Source organism: Stenotrophomonas sp. Steno-Z2 (assembly GCF_056393235.1).
Genome location: NZ_JBWJOY010000002.1, coordinates 502,191 through 522,819, shown reverse-complemented (window position 1 = coordinate 522,819; position 20,629 = coordinate 502,191). Strand labels below are relative to the sequence as shown.

Sequence of the window (20,629 nt, the reverse complement as noted above, 5' to 3'; positions counted from 1 at the left end):
GGGGGAAGAGCAGATGCGCAGCGCACCACGGGGCCGCAACATACTGGCCGCTTCATTGACGCTGGCCCTGGCCGCATGCGGCGGCGGTGGCGGCACCAAGTCCACGCCGCCGCCGGCCAGCCCGCCGCCGCCCTCGCCGCCGCCCACCTCCACCACGCCGCAGCCGGCGATGGACGCGCACCTGGCGCTGACCAATGCCAGGGCCGCGCAGGCGGCGGGCTACACCGGCGCCGGCATCCGCATCGGCGTGGTCGACTCGGGGGTGATGCGCAACCATCCCGCGCTGGCCGGGCGGGTGGTGGCCAATTTCACCTACGTGGACCCGCGCAGGAACAACCTGGCGGTGGATGACGTGGTCGGCCACGGCACCACGGTGGCGCAGCTGGCCGCCGGCGCCGCCACCGGGCAATGGCCCGGCGGCATCGCGCCGGGCGCGCAGATCGTCTCGGCGCGCATCATCAACGACGAACGGCCCAAGGACGACGGCTCGGGCCAGGGCAACGAGGTGACCGGCGGGTTGGGGATGACGGAGATCCACGACGACCTGATCGCCGCCGGCGTACGCATCATGAACAACTCCTGGGGCGGCCTGTACTGGACCCGGCCCAACGTGACGGCGCAGATCGCCGCCGAATACCGCCCCTTCATCGTCGGCAACGACGGGCTGGTGGTGTTCGCCACCGGTAACGAGTCGCGCGCCAACCCCAGCGACATGGCCGCGCTGCCGAGCCAGCCCGGCGACGGCGGCACGCGGCCGGCGGCGGACCTCGAGCGCGGCTGGCTGGCGGTGGCGGCGCTGGACACGGCCAACCCGGACCGGCTGGCCAGCTACTCCAACGCCTGCGGCGTGGCTAAGAACTACTGCCTGGTGGCGCCGGGCACCGCCGCCTTCCTTGGCGCCAACGCCACCTCGTCGAACCTCTCGTACTACTACGGCAGCGGCACCTCCTATGCCGCGCCGCTGGTATCCGGCGCGGCGGCCCTGGTGTGGCAGGCGTTCCCGTATTTCGACAACACCCTGGTGCGGCAGACGCTGCTGGGCACCGCTACCGACCTGGGCGATCCCGGCCCGGACGCGGTGTTCGGCTACGGCCTGCTCAATGTCGGCAAGGCGGTGCAGGGGCCGGCGAAGTTCGACTGGGGCGACGTGACGGTCAACGTCAACCGGACCGGGCTGGATTCGGTGTGGAGCAATTCGATCAGTGGCGCCGGCGGCCTGGTCAAGCGGGGCATCGGCGCCCTGGTGCTGGCCGGCAGCAATACCTACGGCGGCGCCACCCGCATCGAACAGGGCACGCTGGCCTTGCGCGACGGGGCCTCGATCCGCTCCAGCGTCACCCTGCTGGCGCAGGCCAATCCGGCGCAGGCGGCGTTGCAGTTCATGGGCGGCACCACCCGGGTGACCGGCAACGTCGACAACGGCGCCAGCATCATCATGCTCGGCGGTGGCAACCGCAGCACCATCGACGGCAATTACGTGCAGCGCGATGGTTCGCAATTGATGATCGCGCTGGGGGTCAATGCCCTGCAGGTGACCGGCACGGCGACGCTGGAGGGCGGTGGCGTGCTGGTCAACGGCATGGTTTCCGGCTACGTGGCGCAGGATGGCAAGCGGCAGGACCTGATCCATGCCGACGGCGGCGTCAGCGGGAAGTTCAACGTGGCGGCCCGCGCCACCCAGAACGCCGGTATCGCCTTGCTGCAGGCCGATTACGGTTATGACAGCCAGAACGCCTGGCTGGACCTGCAGCGGGTCAGCGTGACCGCGGCTGCGCAGAGCGCGGGGGCGAGTGCGATGGCGATGGCGTCGGCGCAGCGGGTGGAGCGTGCCTTCGAACTGCTCGATGGCGATGCCGGCCTGCGGGCGGGGGCGTTCGCGGCCGGTGCCAGTGCCCTGCAGCAGGGCGGCGGCGGTTTCAACGGGCTGGGCGCGAGCCTGCGCAGCCTGTCGGGCGAGGCGCATGCGCTGGCGACGGCGATGACCTTCGACAGCATCGACATGAGCCGGCGCGCGTTGTCGGCCCAGTTCGGCGAGGGCAGCGGCGCGCGGGTCGACGGCGCCTGGTCGCGTTCGCTGGGCGGCGGCGGGCAGGGCGGCTATGCCGGCAGCGACTACAGCCTGGGCGGCTGGATGCTGGGCCGCGAGGCCGGCATCGGCGCGGCGCGGATGGGCCTGGCCTTCGGCCAGACGCGCGCCGACGTCGCCGGCGGCCTGGCCGGGGACCGCGGCCGCGACCGCCAGACCCAGGCCCGCTTCTACGCCGGGCAGCAGTGGGGGCAGGCCTACGCGCTGGGGCAGATCGGCTTCGGCCGTTACCAGCGCGAGCTGGACCGCGGCCTGCTGCTGGGGGCTGAGCGTGCCGGGGTGAGCGCGCGCTACGACGGCCGTTTCCTGTCCGGCAGCGCCGAGGCGGGCTACCGTTTCGGCGGCGCGGGTGCCTCGCTCACGCCCTACCTGGGGGCCGACTACGCACGCATCGACAGCGACGCGTTCGACGAGCAGGGCGGCTACGGCTTCGGCCTGAGCGCCGGCGGCTGGCGTTCCAGCCAGGTGCGGGCCATGGCCGGCCTGCGCGGCAATTACCGCTGGCACGGGCTGGAAGTGAACGGCTACGCCGAATGGCAGCAGGCGCTGTCGGCCGGTGGCACGTCGCTGGAGGCGCGCTTCACCGGCGTCGATGCCTGGGCGCCGCTGTACGGCCTGCAGCCTGCGCGCGCGGCCGGGCTGTTCGGCGTGTCGCTGGATGCCTGGCTGGCGCGCGATGCGCGGCTGTCGCTGGGCTACGACCAGCGCTTCGGCGGGCGCGGCGACAACCGGCAGCTGTCGCTGCGTTTCCTGCGCGCGTTCTGAGCTGCCGGCGGCAGGCACGAAAAAAGCGGGCGACAGCGTCGCCCGCTTTTTATCCGCGCAATGCCGCGCCTATTCGCCGCGCAGGCGGCTCATGCGCGGGGTGGCGCGGCCCATCGGCATCTTCAGCTTGCCGATGGATTCGATGCGGGCCTCGGCGATGCGGTCGGCCGCGCGCTGCGGCGAAATGCCGTCGCGCTCGGACAGGTCGAAGATGCGGCCCAGGTTGTGGTAGATGCTGCGGATCAGGCGCATGGCGCGTTCGCGGTTGTAGCCGTCGATCTCCAGCGACACGTTCATCACGCCGCCGGCGTTGACCGCGTAGTCCGGCGCCCACAGCACGCCGCGTTTGTACAGCTCGTCGCCCACGGCGTGGCTGGCCAGCTGGTTGTTGGCGGTGCCGCAGATGACCTTGGCCTTGAGCCGGTCCAGCGTCTCCATGCCGATGGCGCCTTCCATCGCGCAGGGCGCGAACACGTCGGCGGCCACGTCGTAGATGGCGTCGGGCTTGACCGCCTCGCAGCCGTACTCGGTGACCGCGCGCTGCACCAGCACCGGGTCCAGGTCGGTTACGTACAGCTTGGCGCCGCGCTCGCGCAGCAGCTTCACCAGCTCCATGCCGATGTGGCCCAGGCCCTGCACGGCGATGCTGACCTTGCCCACTTCCTCATGGCCGAACTTGCGGTTGACCGCCGCCATCAGCGCCTGCAGCGCGCCATAGGCGGTGAACGGCGCCGGGTCGCCGGAGCCGCCATGGACCTGGTGCACGCCGGTGACGTAGCCGGTCTCCAGGTAGATCTGCTCCATGTCGTTGACGTCGGTGCCGACGTCTTCGGCGGTGATGTAGCGCCCGCCCAGCGCCTCGACCTGGCGGCCGAAGGCGCGGAACAGCACCTCGCTCTTGTCGGTGCGCGGGTCGCCGATGATCACCGCCTTGCCGCCGCCGACGTTCAGCCCGGCCAGCGCGTTCTTGTAGGTCATGGTGCGGCTCAGGCGCAGCACGTCGCGCAGCGCGTCGTCACTGTTGGCGTAGGGGCGCATGCGCACGCCGCCCAGCGCCGGGCCGAGGGTGGTGTTGTGGACGGCGATGATCGCCTTCAGGCCGGCTTCGCGGTTGTGGCAGAACACGACCTGTTCGTGGCCGGAAGTGGCGAGGGTTTCGAAAAGCATGGAAGCTCCGATGGGCGTTACTGCGACAACGTCCGTGATCCTGCAGGCAACTGGCGGTCCAGAAAACAAAAAATGCGACTTCGTCCTGGGGGTGACGGGTCGCGTGGGCGCCATTCTAATGCATTCGGCGGCCAGCGCATGTTCACATCGCCCGGCGGCGCGGAGGGGAAGGGCGGGCCGCGGTCACGCTGCGCTGCAACCTGACCTGCGCGGCCCGCGGCCCTATCATCGGTTTCAACAGAAACCGAGATGTCGCACGGCCCATGAGTACTCCCGCCCCCCACCTTCCGCAGACCCAACCGGAGACCAGCCCGCTGCGCTTCGTCACCGCCGCCAGCCTGTTCGACGGCCACGATGCGGCCATCAACATCATGCGCCGGCTGATCCAGGCGCAGGGCGCGGAGGTGATCCACCTGGGCCACAACCGCTCGGTGGAGGACGTGGTGCGCGCGGCGCTGCAGGAAGACGCCGACGCCATCGCGCTGTCGTCCTACCAGGGCGGCCACGTCGAGTACTTCAAGTACATGGTGGACATGCTGCGAGAGCGCGGCGCCGGCCATGTCCGCGTATTCGGCGGCGGCGGCGGCACCATCACCCCGGAAGAGATCCGCGAGCTGCAGGACTACGGCGTCGAGCGCATCTACCACCCCAACGACGGCATGAAGATGGGGCTGGTGGAGATGATCGAGGACGTGGTGAAGCGCGCCGATGGCGCGCGGGAACGGGGAATCGGGAACGGGGGACGCGAGGTTTCCGCCAAACCCGACATCAATGACGAAATCGGCATCGGCCGCATGCTCAGTGCGCTGGAGGACGGGCGCTTCAGCGATGCCGAACTCGAGAAGCTGCGCAAACACTGGGCCAGGGCGGACGGCGATTCCCCGTTCCCTGTTCCCCATTCCCGGCTCGCCCCCGTCATCGGCATCACCGGCACCGGCGGCGCCGGCAAATCCAGCGTCACCGACGAACTGCTCAACCGTTTCCTGGCCAGCTTTCCGCAGATGCGCATCGCGGTGGTGTCGGTCGACCCGACCCGCCGCCGCACCGGCGGCGCGCTGCTGGGCGACCGCATCCGCATGAACTCGCTGCGCAGCCCGCGCGTGTACATGCGCTCGATGGCCACCCGCCGCCAGCACGCGGCGATCAACACCGTGCTGCGCGACTGCATCGCCTTCCTCCGTTCGCTGGCTTACGACCTGGTCATCGTCGAGACCGCCGGCATCGGCCAGAGCGACTCGGAAATCGTCGACCTGGTCGATTTCCCCATGTACGTGATGACCAGCGATTTCGGCGCGCCGAGCCAGCTGGAAAAGATCGACATGCTCGACTACGCCGAACTGGTGGTGCTCAACAAGTTCGACAAGCGCGGCGCCGAGGACGCGCTGCGCGACGTGCGCAAGCAGTGGAAACGCAACCGCGTGGCGTTCGCGATGAAGGACGAGGACGTGCCGGTCTACCCGACCATCGCCTCGCAGTTCAACGACCCGGGCATCAGCTGGATGTTCGCCAACCTGTGCCGGCTGCTGCGCGAAAAGCGGGGGACGGGGAACGGGGAAGCGGGAGGGGAGGGGCATTGCGATTTCGTCCCTGCCATCGATACCACGCTGAAGGAGCCGCGCGCCACTGTGCTGATTCCCGGCAGCCGCGTGCGCTATCTGGCGGAGATCGCCGAGCAGGGCCGCGCCATCAACGCCCGCATCGAATCGCAGGCCGACGTGGCCGAGCGCGCGCAGGGCTGCTGGCAGGCCCTGAAGGAACTCGGCGACGCCGCGCTGCCGGCCGCGCTGGACCTGTACCCGGCCGATGCCCTGACCGACGCGGCCGCCGACACCAGCCTGCGCACCCTGCGCCAGCGCTACAACGATGCGGTGCAGTCGCTGGATTCGGAGGCCCTGCGCCTGCTGCGCGAATGGCCGGCGCGGCTGAAGTCGATCACCGACGAGGTCAACGAATACCAGGTGCGGGGCAAGACCATCCGCGTGGAGAACTACCGCGAATCGCTGAGCCACCAGCAGATTCCCAAGATCGCCGCGCCCACCTACCGCAGCTGGGGCGAACTGCTGGTGTTTCTGCAGAAGGAAAACCTGCCCGGTTCCTACCCGTACACCGGCGGCGTCTACCCGTACCGCCGCAGCGGCGAGGACCCGATCCGCATGTTCGCCGGCGAGGGCACGCCCGAGCGCACCAACCGCCGCTTCCATTACCTGAGCGTCGGCCAGCCGGCCGCGCGCCTGTCCACCGCCTTCGACAGCGTGACCCTGTACGGCGAGGACCCGGCGCCGCGCCCGGACATCTACGGCAAGATCGGCAACTCCGGGGTCAACATCCCCACGCTGGACGACATGAAGAAGCTGTACTCCGGCTTCGATCTGTGCGCGCCGACCACCTCGGTGTCGATGACCATCAACGGCCCGGCGCCGATGATCCTGGCGATGTTCATGAACACCGCCATCGACCAGCAGGTGGAGAAATACCTGAAGGCCGACCCGGCGCGCTGGGCCGAGGCCGAGAAGAAGATCGCGGCGATGTTCGCAGGCCGCGCCCGCCCGCAGTACCACGGCGAACTGCCGCCGACCAACGACGGCCTCGGCCTGGGCCTGCTGGGCGTCACCGGCGACCAGCTGGTGGACGCCGACACCTACGCGCGCATCAAGGCCGAAACGCTGTCCACGGTGCGCGGCACGGTGCAGGCCGACATCCTCAAGGAAGACCAGGCGCAGAACACCTGCATCTTCTCCACCGAGTTCGCGCTGCGCATGATGGGCGACATCCAGCAGTACTTCGTCGACCACGGCGTGCGCAATTTCTATTCGGTATCGATCTCCGGTTACCACATCGCCGAGGCCGGCGCGAACCCGATCAGCCAGCTCGCTTTCACCCTGAGCAACGGCTTCACCATCGTCGAGTACTACCTGGCGCGCGGCATGAAGATCGACGACTTCGCGCCCAACCTGTCGTTCTTCTTCTCCAACGGCATGGACCCGGAATACACCGTCATCGGCCGCGTCGCCCGCCGCATCTGGGCGCGCGCCATGCGCGAGCGCTACGGCGCCAACGAGCGCAGCCAGATGATGAAGTACCACATCCAGACCTCGGGCCGCTCCCTGCACGCGCAGGAAATCCAGTTCAACGACATCCGCACCACGCTGCAGGCGCTGTACGCCCTGTTCGACAACTGCAACAGCCTGCACACCAACGCCTACGACGAAGCCATCACCACCCCGACCGAGGAAAGCGTGCGCCGCGCGGTGGCGATCCAGATGATCATCAACAAGGAGCTGGGGCTGAACTTCTGCGAGAACCCGTGGCAGGGCAGCTTCATCGTCGACAAGCTCACCGACATCGTCGAGGAGGCGGTGTACAAGGAATTCGAGGCGATCAGCGAGCGCGGCGGCGTGCTCGGCGCGATGGACACCATGTACCAGCGCGGCAAGATCCAGGAAGAAAGCCTGTACTACGAACACAAGAAGCACGACGGCAGCCTGCCGCTGGTCGGCGTCAACATGTTCCTGCCGAAGGAGCATGCCGGCGAGGTGGCGACCGAGATCGAGCTGATCCGCTCGACCGAGGAGGAGAAGGGGCAGCAGATCGAGAACGTGCGCACCTGGCAGCGCAACCGCAATGCGCTGGCACCCGCCGGCGAGACCTCGCACAGCCACGAGGTGGGCGGCGCCGCGAACGAGGACGAGATCCACGACGGCCATGGCCTGGCCTACCTGCAGCGCACCGCACGCGAACGCCGCAATGTGTTCGAGGCGCTGATCGAGGCGGTGAAGACCCACAGCCTCGGGCAGATCAGCCACGCCCTGTACGACGTGGGTGGGGAATACCGGCGGAATATGTGACCGACCATGCAACAAGGCCCGCAATGCGGGCCTTGTTGCTGCGCCTCTTGTATTCCATAGCTGTCCTGGGGCGGATGAAGCAGGTCAGAGGCGCCTGCCTTGGTGGATGCGATCAACTGGTGTGACAGGCGGGACAACAGTACCAGCAGCCATTGGATTTCCAATAGCTCTTTTGGGCTTGCTGGACGGCAGAGGCGCAGTTCTGGTGGTAGCCCAGAGCGAGCTGGTTGCCAGCAAGAGGAAGACGATTGCATGCCCCCGATGTGAGGTCATGGACTTCGTGATCGCCATTGGACTGTGCATTCTTGTTTACGCAGTAGTAGGGCATGGTTTTCCTCCACTTCAGTGAGTGCGGGTGATGTTGCCTCCCCCATTTCTCACAAGCTGAGATCGTCATTGGAAGGCGGCGATCTCCGGCAGCGACCGTCTCGGCCAGCATCGGATGGCCTGCCGGCAGTGTTGGATGGACGACGAGCAGGCCGCCCGCTGGCCGTCGTTTACACGGCGGGCATCAGGCATGCTGCTCCCGCCGCTTGCCGGCGCGATGGCGCTCGGTGACCATAGCCCCGTATGCCCGCCGCCCCCACGCCGTCCACCCACCTGCTGCAACTGCTGCCCGAGGCGGTGGTGCAGACGGATGCGCTGTGGCAGATCACCTACCTCAATCCGGCCTGGCATGGGCTCACCGGGCATGCGGTGGAGGAGGCGCTGGGCCGGTCCCTGCTTGAATTCGTGCACCCGGACGACACCGGCACCCTGCGCTCGGGCATGCCGGTGTTCCGGCTTTGCTTCGCCGACGGGGATTACCGGTGGGTGCGGCTGCAGCTCCATCCGGAGACGGACGCGGCGGAGCGGGTGATCAGCCGCCAGGGGGTGCTGATCGAGATCACCGAGGTGACCGAGCAGGTGCTGGTGGAGGTGCGCCAGCGGTTCCTGCGGCTGCTGGAAACCATCGATGGCGTGGTCTGGGAAGCCGAGCGCGGGGTGGGCAATACCTTCCTCAGCCCGCAGGTGGAGCGGCTGTTCGGCTATACGGTGGAGGAGTGGCGCGCCGATCCGGGTTTCTGGCGCTCGCGCGTGCATCCGGACGACCTGGCCGAGGCGCTGGTCATCGACGAGGCCGCGTACAACGCGACGCACAGCTATGCCTACGAGATGAGTTACCGGCTGATCGCCCGGTCCGGCAAGGTGGTGTGGGTGCGCGACCTGTGCCGCGCGGTGGTCGAGCCGGGGCGACCGAACCGCATGATCGGGCTGATGATCGACGTGACCCGGCAGAAGAATACGGAGCTGGAGCTGCTGCGGTCGGAGAACCGCTATGCGCTGGCCACCCTCGGTTCCAACGACGGCATCTGGGACTGGGACCTGCGCACCGACGTGCTGCATGTGTCCGGGCGTTTCCACGAGATCGTCGGGCTGGGCGACGCCGATCACGTGCATGGCGGCGGCTGGGACTTCCTGCACCGGCTCATCGATCCCGACGACCGCGCGCGCGTGCAGGCGGCCTGCCGCCGGCACCTGGCGGGCGACAGCCCGAACTTCTCGGTGGATTTCCGCGCATTCCATGGGGCCGGGCGGCTGGTGTGGGTGAACTGGCGCGGGGTTGCCCAGTTCGAGGACGGCGTTGCCGTGCGCATGGCCGGCTCGTTGAGCGACCTGGCCGAACGCGGCAGCTCCTACGACGCGCTGACCAGCCTGCCGGGCCGGCCGTTGTTCCGCGATCGCCTGGCGCATGCCATCGCGCTGCAGCGGTACGAGGCGGCGAAGGACGACGACGGGCCGGCGCGGATGGGGACCACGGGGTTCGCCGTGCTGCTGCTGGACCTCAACCGCTTCAAGGCGGTCAACGATACCCTCGGCCACCATGTCGGCGATCAGCTGTTGCAGCAGGTGGCGCGCCGGCTCGAGTCCTGCGTGCGCACGGTCGACCTGGTCGCGCGCATGAGCGGGGACGAGTTCAACGTGCTGCTCGAGTCCATCGATGCCGCCGAGGCGACCGAGCGGGCCCGGCAGATCGCCGCCGCGCTCGAGACGCCCTATGAGATCGGGGGGCACACGGTGCGCAGCGGCGCGAGCATCGGCCTGGTCTGCAGCGCGCCGGGCCTGGCGACCATCGATGACTATCTGCGCGCCGCGGACGCCGCCATGTACCAGGCCAAGAGCCGGTCCATGGGGGTGTGCGTTTTTGCATGACGCACAGCCCTGCGCGCGACCCTTCGGGCGGCTTCGCCGTGGACAACGGGCGGAAATGAGCTGAGGAAGCCGGCATGCGGTCCGGCCCTGCACGCGTCGGCATTCCGCGGCCTGTTGCGAGCGGCTTGCGCCACGAGGGCCTGCCGGACACGGTCGCGTGGATGAGTCGAGGGAAGGGCTTCGCCCCCGTCCTGTCGCCGCAGGCCCGGTTGCTTCACCGATGGCAGTCCATGACAGAACGTGCGGCATCCATGCCGCACGGTTATGGATGCGATGCGGTTCCATCGTCGCCGAACGCATCAGGGGCCTTGCGCCAGGCGCTTTCTTCCCTGGCGGGCACCGGTTTTCCCGACGCCGGAACCGCACTGTCGGGCACGGCGGCCGGTTGCTACCCTCGGCCGGACTTTCTCCAGACAGGCGGTGGCATGGACAGGCGGCGATTCATCGGCGGCACGGCGTTGGCGGGCGCGTTGCTGCCCCTGATGGGCACGGGCAGCGCGCTGGCGGCGCAGCGGGGCGGGCGCCTGCTGCCGCTGCCGCTGGAGAAGGGCGACACGGTGGGGCTGGTCAGCCCGTCGGCGGCCAGCAGCGACGAGCTCAGCCTGCAGCTGGCGCGCGAAGCGATGGAAGCGCTGGGCTTCAAGGTCAAGACCGGCGCGCACTATGGTTCCCGCTACGGGCATCTGGCGGGCACCGATGCCGAGCGCGCCGGTGACCTGAACGCCATGTTCGCCGACCGGCAGGTCAAGGCCATCGTCTGCGTGCGCGGCGGTTCCGGCGCGGCGCGGCTGCTGCCGCTGCTGGATTACGCCGCCATCCGCGCCAATCCCAAGGTGCTGCTGGGCTATTCGGACATCACCGCCCTGCATTGCGCGATCCAGGCGAAGACGGGGCTGGTGAGCTTCCACGGGCCGATCGGCTCGGGCAGCTGGAACCGCTTCAACGTGGACCAGTTCGATCGCCTGTTCTTCAAGCGCGAGCTGATGGAGTACCGCAACAGCGTCGATGCCGAGGACGAACTGGTGCCGCGCAAGAACCGCACCCGCACGATCACCGGCGGCACCGCGCGCGGCGAACTGGTGGGCGGCAACCTGACGGTGCTGACCGCGCTGGCCGGCTCGCCATACATGCCGGACTTCGACGGCAAGATCCTGTTCCTGGAAGACGTGGACGAGGCGCCGTACCGCATCGACCGCATGCTCAGCACGCTGAAGCTGATGGGCGCGCTGGACCGGATCGCCGGTTTCATCTTCGGCGAATGCACCGGCTGCACGCCCGGCGATGGCTACGGCTCGCTGACCCTGGACCAGCTGTTCGCCGACTACATCGCGCCGCTGAAGATCCCGGCCTTCCGCGGCGCGATGATCGGCCACATCCGCGAGCAGTTCATCGTGCCGGTCGGCGGCCGCGTGGAAATGGATGCCGACGCCGGTACGTTCCGGTTGCTGGAACCGGTGTTCGCCGGGCGCTGAGGCGGCGGGCGTGACGGCGCGATCCGTCATCCGGGCGAGGCCTATACTGGCGCCGCCGTCGGATGGCGGCGCCGGCCCGTTTCATGGAGAACCGTCATGTCCATCGCCCGGTTGATGCGTCCGCTGTGGTTGCTGTGGGGGGTGTGCTTCGCGCTGCCCGCGTCCGCCCAGAACGCGGCGGACGAAGGCGAACTGCTGTTCCGCGGGGTGCGGGTGCTGGACACCGCGCGTGGCACGCTCGGCGCGCCGACCGACGTGCTGGTGCGGGGCAACCGCATCGCCGCCATCGGCGCGGCGGCGACGCCGGCACCGGCGGCCCGGGTGATGGAAGGCCGCGGCCGCACCCTGATGCCGGGGCTGATCGACGCGCACTGGCACAGCACCTTCACCGCGCTGTCGCAGGCGGACATGCTGGCCCTGGCCGCCACCCCGGAAAAACTGGCCGCCCGGGTGGCCAGCGAATCCGAGCGCACCCTGCTGCGCGGCTTCACCAGCGTGCGCGACGTGGGCGGACCGATCTTCGAGCTGAAGGCGGCGATCGATGCCGGCCGCGTGCGCGGCCCGCGCATCTGGCCCTCGGGCGCCACCATCAGCCAGACCGCCGGGCATGGCGACATGCGCCAGCCGCACGAGCGCTCGCGCCGCTTCTTCGGCAAGCCGGCGCTGGCCGAGGAGATGGGCGCCACCTTCATCGCCGACGGACGCGACGAGGTGCTGACCGCGGTGCGCGAGAACCTGCGCATGGGCGCCAGCCAGATCAAGCTGATGGCCGGCGGCGGCACATCCTCGGCCTACGATCCGGTGGACGTCACCCAGTACACGCTCGACGAGATGCGCGCGGCGGTGGAGGCGGCCGAGGACTGGGGCACCTATGTCACCGTGCATGCCTACACGGTGCGCGCGGTGCGCCGCGCCATCGAAGCCGGGGTGAAGTGCATCGAGCATGGCCAGATGCTGGACGAGGACACGCTCAGGCTGATGGCCAGCCGCGGCGTCTGGCTGTCCAGCCAGACCCTGCGCGCGAGCACGGAGAACATGGACCCGCTGCGCCGCGAGAAGCGCAGGCCGGTGATCGAAGGCCAGGCGCGCATGTGGGCCATGGCCCGGCGCGCCGGCGTGCGCATGGCCTGGGGCACCGATTTCCTGTTCGAGCCGGCGCTCAATACCGAGCAGAACGCCTTCATCCTCGGCCTGCGCGAATGGTTCACCCCGGCGGAGATCCTGAAGATGGTCACCCACGACAACGCCGAACTGCTGGCGCTGTCCGGCCTGCGCAGTCCCTATGCGGGGCGGCTGGGCGTGGTGGAGGAGGGCGCGCTGGCCGACCTGCTGCTGGTCGAGGGCAATCCGCTGGAAGACCTGCAGCTCATCGCCGATCCGCGCAATTTCGCGGTGATCGTCAAGGACGGCCGCATCGTCAAGGGCGGCGACTGACGGCGGCGGGACGGGGATGGTGGCACCGCCGCGGTGCCGGCAGAATGCCCGCTGTCCTCCCTGCCGGCCGATGCGCGATGAAACCGTCCTTCAAGCCTGGAGTCCTGCTGCTGTGCCTGGCGCTCGTCGCCGCTGCCGGATGCGCGCACCGGGCGCCGGCCGTGGCCGCCGATGCGCCGGCACCGGAGGCGCACATCGTGCCCCTGCCGCGCTCGATCCAGACGCACCCCGGCGAGCTGCGGCTCTCGGCGGTGGCGGTGGAGGGCGGCAACGCCGCGCCCATGGCCGCGCGTGCGCTGGCCGAACTGCTGGCGACGCTGCGCATCGCCACGAAGGAGGCGGCCACGCCCATCCGGCTGCAGTTGGTCGACGATGCGGCGCTCGGCGAGGAGGGCTACCGGCTGGAGGTGGGCGATGCGATCCAGCTGAGCGCGCGCACCGACACCGGGCTGCTGTACGCGGTGCAGAGCCTGCGCCAGCTGCTGCCGGCGCGGGCCGCGCCGGAATACCGGCTGCCGCGCATGGCGATCACCGACGTGCCGGCCTACCGCTGGCGCGGCGTCTCGCTGGACGTGGCCCGCAGCTTCCTGCCGCTCGAATACCTGGAAAAGCACATCGACCGCATGGCGCTGTTCAAGTTGAACCGGCTGCACCTGCACCTGACCGACGACCAGGGCTGGCGCATCGAGATCAGGCGTCATCCGCAACTGGTGCAGGTAGGTGGCGCCAGCGCGGTGGCCGGTGGGCGTGCCGGTTATTACACGCAGGAGGAGCTGAAGCGCCTGGTGGCCTACGCGCAGGCGCGCGGCGTCACCCTGGTGCCGGAGATCGACATGCCCGGGCATGTGCAGGCGGCGCTGGCCTCGTACAACGAACTGGCGTGCAGGGACGTGGCGAACCTGTCCACCTACTCCGGCGTGGAAGTGGGCTTCAGCGTGCTGTGCCTGGACAAGCCCGACGTCGTGTATCCCTTCGTGCGCGACGTGCTGGAGGAGGTGGCGGCGATCTTCCCGTCCACTGAAATCCACATCGGCGGCGACGAGATCAGGCACCCGCTGTACGCCGATTTCGTCGGGCGCGCGGCGGCGATGGTGGATGCGATGGGGCGCACGCCCATCCTGTGGGAGGAAGGGTCGGTGGCCGACCTGAAGCCGGGCGCGCTGCTGCAGCTGTGGAACGACGGCTATGCCATCGACGCCGCGGTCGCCAGGGGGCATGCGTTGATCCTGTCGCCCTGTTCGTACCTCTACATCGACCACGGCAACTACGCGGGCCAGCCCGGCGCCGACTGGTGCCGCGCCGGGGGCGTGCCGCTGGCGCGGGTCTACGCTTTCGACCCGACGCCCTTCAGGACCGCGGTGGGGGTCGAAGCGGCGTTGTGGACCGAGTTCGTGCACGGCGAGGCGGCCGCCGACGAGCGCCTGTGGCCGCGGCTGGCGGCGGTGGCCGAGGTGGCGTGGAGTCCGGCCGGGCAGCGCGGCTATGACGGCTTCGTGCGGCGCATGGGGGCGCTGGGTCCGCAGCTCGACGCCCTGGGCGTCCAGTATCACGCCGAACCGGACCTGGGCTGGGCCGACGCGAAGGATGCGCGTTGAGGCGCGCGCCGGCGTCGGCGCCGTGGCGCATGCGTGCCGGGTGCGCGCCGCGCTCGGTTAGCATGGCGCATCGCCCATGAGGGAAGCCCCGACCATGCACCGCCTGCTGGTGGTCGACGACGACAGTGACATCCGCGGACTGCTGGCCGAACAGCTCGGCCGTACCGGCTACACGGTGAGCACCGCCCGCGACGGCGCCGAGATGCGCCACGCGCTGGCGCGCGAGCACATCGACCTGATCGTGCTCGACCTCAACCTGCCGCGCGAGGATGGACTGGCCCTGTGCCGCGAACTGCGCGCGCGCTCCAGCACGCCGGTGATCATGCTCACCGCCCGCGCCGAGCCGATCGACCGCGTGCTCGGCCTGGAGATGGGTGCCGACGACTACCTGGCCAAGCCGTTCGAGCCGCGCGAACTGCTGGCGCGCATCCGCAGCGTGCTGCGCCGGACCGAGGCGCTGCCGGCCAACCTGGAGCCGCTGGCGATGCGCCAGGCGACCTTCTCCGGCTGGGTGTTCGACCTGGAGCGGCGCCACCTGGTCGATCCGGCCGGGCGCGTGGTGATGCTGTCCGGCGCCGAGTTCCGCCTGCTGCGGGTGTTCGTCGGCCATGCCAACAAGGTGCTTTCGCGCGAGCAACTGGTGGCGCTGAGCAGCGGCCGCAGCTACGAGGCGCAGGACCGCGCCATCGACCTGCAGGTCAGCCGCCTGCGGCAGAAGCTCGGCGACGCCGGCAGCCTGATCCGTACCGTGCGCAGCGAGGGCTATGTGTTCGCCGGCGTGGTGACCCTGGGATGATGGACCGGCTGCGGCGGTTCCTGGCGTCCATGGCCGGGCGGCTGTTCGTGATCCTGCTGGTCGGCATGATGGCCGCGGCGATCGGCGCCACGCTGCTGGCCGAGGCGCACCGCCGCCAGGAGTTCGAGCATCAGAACCTGATGCGCATGGCCGACCGCCTGCAGGGCTTCGTCGCGCTGCTGGAAAACAACCCGGAACTGCGCCCGCGCCTGCTGGAAACCGGCGGGGCGAGCGTGCGCGAAATCCGCGGCGAGGTCCATGTCGGCCCGGAGGATACGGCGCTGATGGCCGTGCTGGGCGACCGCGAAGGGCCGGTGGCCGATGCGCGCGTGCACGCCACCCCGTTCCGCACCTGCCTGCCGCCGCTGCCGGAACTGCTCCCGCAGCGCACGCGGCTGTCCCACCACCTGCGCAACCGCTATCCGGCGGTGGTGCCGCCGCGCTGCCGGCTGGTGGAGCTGACCCTGGGCGACGGCACGCCGCTGCGGCTGGCGCTGCAGTACCCGGCCACCGCGCGCATCAGCATCTTCGCCTTCGATCCGCTGTTCCTGTCGCTGTTGTCGCTGGCCATCGCCGGCCTGGCTTATGGGGTGGCGCGCATCGCCAGTTCGCCGCTGCAGCGCTTGGCCGATGCGGCCACCGATCTGGGCGAGGACCTGCAGCGCGACCCGCTGCCGGTGGACGGGCCGCAGGAGGTACGCCGCGCGGCCGAAGCCTTCAACGCCATGCAGCAGCGCCTGCAGCGGCACATCGGCGAGCGCACGCAGATGCTGGCGGCGATCACCCACGACCTGCAGACGCCGCTCACGCGGCTGCGGCTGCGGCTGGAGAACGTGGCCGACGCGCCGCTGCGCGAACGCCTGGTCGCCGACCTGGCGGCGATGCAGGCGCTGATCCGCGAGGGTCTGGAACTGGCGCGCAGCGCCGAGAGCGCCGAGCAGCGCGTGGTGCTGGACCTGGATTCGCTGCTGCAGAGCGTGGCCGAGGATGCGGCCGAAGCCGGGCACCCGGTCCAGTTCGAGCAGGGCTGCGGCGCGGTGCTGCGGCTGCGGCCGCTGGCGATGCACCGGCTGTTCTCCAACCTGGTGGACAACGCGGTCAAGTACGGGCATTCGGCGCACATCCGCGCGCAGGCGCGCGACGGGCAGGTCGAGGTGCGCATCCGCGACCGCGGGCCGGGGCTGGCGCCGGACGAGCTGGAAGCGGTGTTCACCCCGTTCCTGCGCCTGGAGACGTCGCGCTCGCGCGAGACCGGCGGCGCCGGCCTGGGCCTGACCATCGCCCGCACCCTGGCCGAGAAGAACGGCGCCACCCTGGTCCTGCGCAACCACCCCGGCGGCGGGCTGGAAGCGGTGGTCGCCTGGCCGGCGCCGGAGGCGGCGCGCCGGGGCTGAGCCCGGCCCCGGTGCCGGCCCGGTGCTGCGCGGGGCCGGCAATGCCCCTACCATGTGCGCACTCCCCCCCGTTCGTGCACATGACGCCGCCGCAGCAGCCTGTAGGCATCCGCCTCCGCCGGGGACGGCCATGCCGTTGAACCGCCGCCGTGCCTCGGCCCGCTGCAACCGCCATCCCGGGCGGTGGGCCTGCCATGTCCTGCTGGCGCTGCTGTGCCTGCTGCTGCCGGTGGGCGGCGTGGCCGCCGCGGAAGGCGCGCCGGCGCTGCGTGACTATGCCGTGGACATGTGGACCTCGCGCGACGGCCTGCCGCACAACTCGCTGCGCGACATCGCGCAGACCCCCGAGGGCCACCTGTGGTTCGCCACCTGGGAAGGGCTGGTGCGCTACAACGGCCTGGATTTCACCGTCTACGACCGCGGCTCCACGCCGGGCCTGCTCGACAACGGCGTCGGCGCGCTGCATGTGGACCGCGACGGCGCGCTGTGGGTCAGCGACTCGCGCGGCGACGTGCTGCGGCGTTCGCTGGATGGCCGCTGGGACAGCTGGCCGTGGCGCGCGCCGGCGCCGAACGTGCTGATCCAGGCCATGCGCAAGGACAGCAAGGGGCGCCTGTGGCTGCTGTACGAAGGCAAGGGGCTGGGTTTCCTGGCCCCGGATGGCACGCTGCACTATGAGCCGTCGCCGGCCGACGTGCCGATGAACATGACCTTCACCTGGTTGGCCGTCGATGCCCAGGACCGGGTCTGGGTGGGCACCCTGGATGGACTGGTGGTGCGCGGCAGCGACGGCGTGCTGCGGCGCGCGCCGGCCAGTTTCAACCTGCCGCGCGGGGTGGTCTGGCCCTACCGCGGGCCGGATGGCGTGTTGTGGATCGTGGCCGATGGCGGCCTGTACCAGCTGCAGGGCGAGCGCCTGCGGAAGGTGCGTGGACTGCCGGGCATTTCGCATCCGACGGCGATGCTGGTGGACCGCCACGGCGAAGTCTGGCTGGGCACGGAGAACCAGGGCCTGTTCCGCATCGGCCGCCACGGCATCGAGCAGATGCCGGCCACCCGGCTGCCGCCCAAGGGGCGCATCACCAGCCTGTTCGAGGATGCCGAGGGCAGCATCTGGGTCGGCGCCAATGGCGGCCTGTTCCGCCTGCGCGAAACCCTGTTCAGCAGCTACACCACCCAGGACGGGCTCAGCGGCGACTACGTGCGCACCGTGCTGGAGGACCGCGACGGCCGGCTGTGGGTGGGCGGCGCCGCGGGCCTGGACCGCATCGGGCGCGATGGCCGCATCGGCGCGGTGCCGCTGCTCAACCGCGCCGGCAGGCAGTCCTCGGTGCTGAGCCTGGCGCAGGACGGCGCGGGCGGCGTGTGGGCGGGCACCTTCGGCGACGGCGTGTACCGGATCGACCGCGACGGCCGCGTCCGCCATTACGACGGCCAGGACGGCCTGCCCGGCGGCAACGTGCGGGTCATGGCCACCGACCACGACGGCCGCGGCATGTGGATAGGCACCCAGCGCGGGGTGGTGCGGATCGACGCCGACGGCGTGCACGTGCCGGCCGCGGCCGGCCTGCCCACCGGCCTGGTCACGGCCCTGTACAGCACGGCCCAGGGGCTGTGGATCGGCACCATCGAGGGCGTCCGCGTGCTGCGCGGGAACACGGTGCAGCGGCTGGACCTGGACAGGCTGGGCGGCGGCCGCACCGTCTTCGGTTTCCTCGACATCGACGGCGCGATGTGGATCACCTCCGACCGAGGCCTCTACCGCTACCGCGACGGGCAGCTGGCGCGGGTCGGGCTGGAGCAGGGCATGCCGGTGGATACGGTGTTCCAGATGGTCCCCGACCGCATCGGCAACGTCTGGATCAGCAGCAACCGCGGCGTGCTGCGCACCACCCTGGCGGCGCTGGACGAGGTGGCCGACGGCCGCAGCGCGCGGATCGAGGTCGAGCGCTACAACGAGATCGACGGCATGTACAACGCCCAGGCCAACGGCAGCACCGGGCCGTCGGCGACGCTGCGCGGCGACGGCACCTACTGGGTCGCCACCGCCGGCGGCCTGAGCATGGTCGACCCGCTGCGGCTGCAGCGCTTCCACGAACGCCTGCCGCCGCCGGTGGTGGTGGAAAGCGTGCAGCTGGACGGCGTGCCGCTGCACTGGCAGGCGCAGGGCCGCACCCGCATCCCGGGCGGACGCCGGCTGACCGTGGGCTACGTGGGCCTGAGCTACCTGATGTCGGACCGGATCCGCTACCGCACCCGCCTGGAAGGGCTGGACCGCGGCTGGATCGAACGCGGCAACCAGCGCAGCGTCGAGTTCATCGGCCTGCCACCGGGCGACTACACCCTGCACGTGTCGGCGATGCACCCGGGCGGGCGCTGGAGCGGGAGCGAAGCAGCCTGGCAGTTCACCGTCGAACCGCTGCCGTGGCAGCGGCGCAGCGTGCAGGCGGTGGCCGGCGTGCTGTTGCTGCTGGGGCTGGTGGCGCTGTACCGCTACCTGATCCACCGCTACAAGACCAGCAACATCCGCCTGGCGCGGCAGGTGGCCGAGCGCACCGCCGACCTGCAGCTGCAGGCCGAACGCCTGCTGGCGGCCAACCAGGAGAAGACCGAACTGGCCGAGCGCCTGCGCCAGCAGGCCGAGGCGTTCGAGCGGCAGGCGCACGAGGACCCGCTCACCGGCCTGCCCAACCGCCGCGCCTTCGACGAGGGCCTGGCGCGCGATTTCGCCCGCTCCCAGCGCAGCGGCCAGCCGCTGAGCCTGCTGGTACTGGACATCGACCACTTCAAGACCGTCAACGACACCTGGTCGCACAGCGTCGGCGACCAGGTGCTGTGCGAGGTGGGGCGGCTGCTGGCCGCCAGCTGCCGCGACTCCGACCTGCCGGCGCGGCTGGGCGGCGAGGAGTTCGCGCTGCTGCTCAACGACACCGCGCTGGACGAGGCGCAGCTGGTGTGCACGCGCCTGCAGGGCCTGTTCCATGCGCAGCGCAACTGGGCCGGCGTCGAAGGCCTGCGGGTGACGTTCAGTGCCGGGCTGGTGCAGCTCGGCGCCGGCGACCGCACGCCGCTGCTGCTGTTCCAGCGCGCCGACCGGGCGCTGTACCAGGCCAAGAGCGACGGCCGCGACCGGATCTGCCTGGGGTAGGGCATCCGCGCGATGGGGGCCTTCGGGTGGAGGCCCCGCCACGCGCTGAAGCGCGCTCCTACACGCGGGGCCAGCTGTTGACGATCTGGCAGAACAGGCGCGCGGTCTGTTCGGTGTCGTACACCGCGCTGTGCGCCTGGCTGGCGTCCCACTCGAAGCCGGCGGCCTGTACCGCCCGCGCCAGCACGGTCTGGCCGTAGGCCACGCCGGCCAGCGTCACCGTGTCGAACACGCTGAAGGGGTGGAACGGGTTGCGCTTGTGGCCGCTGCGCGCGACCGCGGCGTTGAGGAAGTTCAGGTCGAAGTGGGCGTTGTGGCCCACCAGGATCGCGCGCTGGCAGTTGTATTTCTTCAGCGCCGCGCGCACCGGCGCGAACACGTGCTCCAGCGCCTCGCGCTCGGGCTTGGCCAGCCGGAACGGATGGTCGAGCACGATGCCGGTGATCTCCAGCGACTTGGGGTCGATGTCGGTGCCTTCGGCCGGCACCACGTGCGCGCAGCTGGTCTGGCCGGGCAGCAGCAGGCCGTTCTCATCCATGTCCAGGGGGATGACGGCGATTTCCAGCAGCGCGTGCCGGTTCCAGTCGAAGCCGCCGGTTTCCACGTCCACCACCACCGGCAGGAAGCCGCGGAAGCGTTGCGCCATCGGCGTGAAAACAGGAGCGGTGGCCGAAGGGGCAGCAGGTGGGTTCATCGCGATAGGGTAACAGAGGCCCGTGCCGGCCCTCCGGCGC

Annotated in this window: 11 protein-coding genes; 9 read left to right on the top strand and 2 right to left on the bottom strand. The window is 70.3% G+C overall.

The genetic code is table 11. The annotated features are described in order from the left end of the window. Positions 1–13 precede the first annotated feature (13 nt). Positions 14–2,851, top strand: a complete 2,838-nt coding sequence (locus AC06FP_RS07515; RefSeq protein ID WP_478075071.1) for a S8 family serine peptidase — start codon at positions 14–16, stop codon at positions 2,849–2,851. 69 nt (positions 2,852–2,920) lie between these two features. On the opposite strand, the gene AC06FP_RS07510 is transcribed toward AC06FP_RS07515, so the two are convergent. After that, positions 2,921–4,018, bottom strand: a complete 1,098-nt coding sequence (locus AC06FP_RS07510; protein WP_478075070.1) for a Glu/Leu/Phe/Val dehydrogenase dimerization domain-containing protein — start codon at positions 4,016–4,018, stop codon at positions 2,921–2,923. Between the two features lie 263 nt (positions 4,019–4,281). Between AC06FP_RS07510 and AC06FP_RS07505 the strand changes: the two genes are divergently transcribed. From AC06FP_RS07505 to AC06FP_RS07470, 8 genes are all read left to right on the top strand, one after another. Beyond that, positions 4,282–7,863: a methylmalonyl-CoA mutase family protein gene (locus AC06FP_RS07505; RefSeq protein ID WP_478075069.1), complete on the top strand. Its 3,582-nt coding sequence runs from the start codon at positions 4,282–4,284 to the stop codon at positions 7,861–7,863. 570 nt (positions 7,864–8,433) lie between these two features. After that, positions 8,434–10,056 carry a PAS domain-containing protein gene (locus AC06FP_RS07500; RefSeq protein WP_478075068.1) on the top strand — a complete coding sequence of 541 codons (1,623 nt, stop codon included), beginning with the start codon at positions 8,434–8,436 and terminating at the stop codon, positions 10,054–10,056. A gap of 425 nt (positions 10,057–10,481) precedes the next feature. Further along, positions 10,482–11,528 (top strand): S66 peptidase family protein, encoded by a 1,047-nt coding sequence (locus AC06FP_RS07495; protein WP_478075067.1) that lies wholly within the window; start codon positions 10,482–10,484, stop codon positions 11,526–11,528. A 96-nt stretch (positions 11,529–11,624) separates the two neighbouring features. Beyond that, on the top strand, positions 11,625–12,962 hold the full coding sequence (locus AC06FP_RS07490; protein WP_478075066.1) for a metal-dependent hydrolase family protein: 1,338 nt from the start codon (positions 11,625–11,627) through the stop codon (positions 12,960–12,962). A 77-nt stretch (positions 12,963–13,039) separates the two neighbouring features. Next, on the top strand, positions 13,040–14,557 hold the full coding sequence (locus tag AC06FP_RS07485) for a beta-N-acetylhexosaminidase (RefSeq protein WP_478075065.1): 1,518 nt from the start codon (positions 13,040–13,042) through the stop codon (positions 14,555–14,557). 94 nt (positions 14,558–14,651) lie between these two features. Next, positions 14,652–15,353, top strand: coding sequence for a response regulator (locus AC06FP_RS07480; RefSeq protein WP_456119409.1), 702 nt, complete (start codon positions 14,652–14,654; stop codon positions 15,351–15,353). After that, a complete protein-coding gene (locus AC06FP_RS07475) occupies positions 15,353–16,747 on the top strand; it encodes an ATP-binding protein (protein WP_456119410.1) in 1,395 nt (464 codons plus the stop codon). The genes AC06FP_RS07480 and AC06FP_RS07475 overlap by 1 nt, the downstream gene beginning before the upstream one ends. 136 nt (positions 16,748–16,883) lie before the next feature. Continuing rightward, entirely contained in the window at positions 16,884–19,895 is a 3,012-nt protein-coding gene (locus AC06FP_RS07470; protein WP_478075064.1) for a two-component regulator propeller domain-containing protein, read from the top strand. Between the two features lie 58 nt (positions 19,896–19,953). Here AC06FP_RS07470 and rnt read toward each other — a convergent pair whose 3' ends face one another. Further along, positions 19,954–20,589 carry a ribonuclease T gene (rnt, locus tag AC06FP_RS07465; protein ID WP_478075063.1) on the bottom strand — a complete coding sequence of 212 codons (636 nt, stop codon included), beginning with the start codon at positions 20,587–20,589 and terminating at the stop codon, positions 19,954–19,956. Positions 20,590–20,629: the final 40 nt, after the last annotated feature.

Excerpts from the sequence above, each read along its gene's own strand:
- AC06FP_RS07510 (WP_478075070.1), bottom strand. The coding sequence starts at position 4,018 with ATGCTTTTCGAAACCCTCGCCACTTCCGGCCACGAACAGGTCGTGTTC.
- rnt (WP_478075063.1), bottom strand. The coding sequence starts at position 20,589 with ATGAACCCACCTGCTGCCCCTTCGGCCACCGCTCCTGTTTTCACGCCG.
- AC06FP_RS07475 (WP_456119410.1), top strand. The coding sequence starts at position 15,353 with ATGGACCGGCTGCGGCGGTTCCTGGCGTCCATGGCCGGGCGGCTGTTC.
- AC06FP_RS07485 (WP_478075065.1), top strand. The coding sequence starts at position 13,040 with ATGAAACCGTCCTTCAAGCCTGGAGTCCTGCTGCTGTGCCTGGCGCTC.
- AC06FP_RS07495 (WP_478075067.1), top strand. The coding sequence starts at position 10,482 with ATGGACAGGCGGCGATTCATCGGCGGCACGGCGTTGGCGGGCGCGTTG.
- AC06FP_RS07480 (WP_456119409.1), top strand. The coding sequence starts at position 14,652 with ATGCACCGCCTGCTGGTGGTCGACGACGACAGTGACATCCGCGGACTG.
- AC06FP_RS07505 (WP_478075069.1), top strand. The coding sequence starts at position 4,282 with ATGAGTACTCCCGCCCCCCACCTTCCGCAGACCCAACCGGAGACCAGC.
- AC06FP_RS07490 (WP_478075066.1), top strand. The coding sequence starts at position 11,625 with ATGTCCATCGCCCGGTTGATGCGTCCGCTGTGGTTGCTGTGGGGGGTG.
- AC06FP_RS07500 (WP_478075068.1), top strand. The coding sequence starts at position 8,434 with ATGCCCGCCGCCCCCACGCCGTCCACCCACCTGCTGCAACTGCTGCCC.
- AC06FP_RS07515 (WP_478075071.1), top strand. The coding sequence starts at position 14 with ATGCGCAGCGCACCACGGGGCCGCAACATACTGGCCGCTTCATTGACG.